Annotated in this window: 2 protein-coding genes and 1 pseudogene; all 3 read right to left on the bottom strand. The window is 44.9% G+C overall.

Going from position 1 to position 2381, the window contains the following annotated elements; translation table 11 throughout:
• Positions 1-1115: hypothetical protein (locus NTU69_10075; protein ID MCX5803857.1), on the bottom strand; the 1115-nt coding region annotated here is incomplete at its 3' end.
• A gap of 308 nt (positions 1116-1423) precedes the next feature.
• Positions 1424-1678: a hypothetical protein gene (locus NTU69_10070; GenBank protein MCX5803856.1), complete on the bottom strand. Its 255-nt coding sequence runs from the start codon at positions 1676-1678 to the stop codon at positions 1424-1426.
• A 342-nt stretch (positions 1679-2020) separates the two neighbouring features.
• Positions 2021-2284: pseudogene (locus tag NTU69_10065) on the bottom strand (HU family DNA-binding protein).
• Positions 2285-2381 lie beyond the last annotated feature (97 nt).

Here is a 2381-nt window from a genome sequence, read left to right as displayed (position 1 = left end):
TTCCCCGGCAGGTCGAAGGCAGCGCCCTGGAGATATGGAACAGCAGGGTCTGCATTGATCAGTCTGACCGGTGATTTCCCATACCTGCATTCTTCTATGCTATCGTCTGCATACATGATCAGAATACCTTTACCGGGGAGGTGGGGATCAAAACTACCAATCGCTTGTCGGTTCTCGATGAGATAAAATCTTGACTCTGTAAGCGGGATTTTTATCACGAGCGTTTCTGATGACGCGTCTTCGAGTGGGCCGAGCACAATTTCGCTGACCTGCTTTGGATCCGCCACCCGTACCTTTTCCTGTGCGATCCAGCCGAGTCTTAGCTTCGTCCATGATGATATGCCCGGTGGTGGAATATTCCGCTTGTAGAAATGGCAGGAAAGGGGGTCCCAGTAACCCATATTGATTAGCGCCTCTGCAAAACCGGTGTCGTTTGTGGGATGTTTTGCCTGAATGTCGTGGTCGTAGAGGCAGGGTAATACTCTTTTCCCAGCGCTCACTCCTCCCCAGACATGGGCTACGTCATGAAAGAGTGTGCCAAGGTGCGCTTGATAAGTAAAGATCGCAACTCCTCCTTGAACAATCTGTCCGCTTTTGGTCTTAAATATAATCTCCTGTTTCCATCCGAGCATACCCGGATATCCACAGAGCCCTACCATGCCGTATTCTTTGAACTGGGCACCGAGAAACAGGACAACAAAGGAATAACGTGAAAAATCATTCTTCCCATCTGCAGCATCAATGGCATTCTGTATAAGTCTTACGACACGTGATTTGTCGACTTTGAGATTGGCTGGAGAGATATCATACCGCCTAATGGAATCAGGGAGCCGGTGCCATCCTGTGATGTCGACGTCAGTGCACACCTTCCCGTAGGACATCTCACGTACATAGAAGTCAAGCTTCTTGAAACGCTCCCTGACAAAGTCCTCATCAACCGGAGGGACAATGTCCGGAAACTCGACAAGGATTACCAGTCCTTTCCTCTTTTCGCAAACATCTCCGTGCTGCTCCTGCGGCTGTGCAATCATTGCGGGATAGATTAGCCAGATTAAAGTGGCAAGAATGATGCTGGCAGGAGCACTTCTTCTTCCCCTGTTGAGTTCCATGGTCAATTTCTCCTGAAGAAACTGGGATAGCCTATCTTCCCTTTTACGCCTAACGGCTCGAGTACAAATGATTACGCTGAAACAAAGCGGCAGGTGCAGCTAACTTGTTCACATCCGTACCGGTTCGGATATACCACCTATCTCAGCCCCCTCCACTTTACATAATTTGTTTATTCTATTCTGATATTGTACTCAAAAAATGTCAATCAGAATTTGGAGGGGTCACCATTACCAATTTAAACATTGTATAAATTGCTTATTTCTAAAAAACACGACTAACAGAAAGTTGTCAGTATCAAGCCTGACATTTTTTATCAAGTATCCACCCTCTTCTTTAATCCCCTTCCCACCTTGAAGAAAAACGAAAAGTTTAACTTCGGGAAATCCGGAGTTGCAATCCGTTTTAAAAGCAGGTCAAATCTTACATAGTGTGAAGGGGTCTCATTTTGTACCCTACTTAGAAAGCAGAAACAGTTATCACTTGCTGGATTTCTTCTCTGTTGCTGCTTTCTTCGGTTTCTTTTTTTCTTTTTTCTTCTTGTCCTTGTTTCCTCCCATCCTTTTTCCACCTCCTCTCTTTTATAATCGCAGTCAATAAAAATGCATTTCACAAAAGGCATAAATCAAATTTATTAGAACATATTATGCATTGCTGTGCAAAGTTTTTGTAGAGATAGGAATAATGATTACCACCTGGGATAAACAGTATTTTCGGCTTTCGCCTTGTTGCTGAGAAGTCCTCAACCGCATTTGCTAATCGCTTCCAGTTTTCATGTGGCGCCGGTTATGAAAAAGAAAGCGGGACAAAAGGCCCGCCTGGTCTTAATTTATTTCTTTTTCGATTTTTTAGCTGCCGGTTTTGCAGATGCCTTCTTCGCTTTTGGTTTTACGGCCGCCGCTTTTCCACTGGCTGCTGCCTTTAAAGCCGTTCCTGCGGAAAACTTAGGGACCTTCTTTGCAGCAATCTTGATCTCTTTGCCGGTCTGGGGGTTTCTTCCCTTTCTGGCCTTCCTCTGTGCGACAGAGAATGTTCCGAACCCTATAAATCTTACCTTTTCTCCCTTCCTCATTGCCTGTTCAATAGAGCCCGTGATCACGGCGAAAGCCTTTGCTGCAGCTGCTTTTGAAACCTTAATTTCTTCTGCCACTTTTGCTATGATTTCTGTCTTATTCATTCCTACTACCTCCTTGGGTATATGTGATATATATAATTAACAGGCAAATATCCTTTGCCTGTTATGTAAACCCCCGTAGGAACAAGCATCTACAAGA

The organism is Pseudomonadota bacterium, from assembly GCA_026388215.1.
Taxonomy (GTDB): Bacteria; Desulfobacterota; Syntrophorhabdia; order Syntrophorhabdales; family Syntrophorhabdaceae; genus JAPLKF01.
This window is presented reverse-complemented; position numbering and strand designations above follow the sequence as displayed.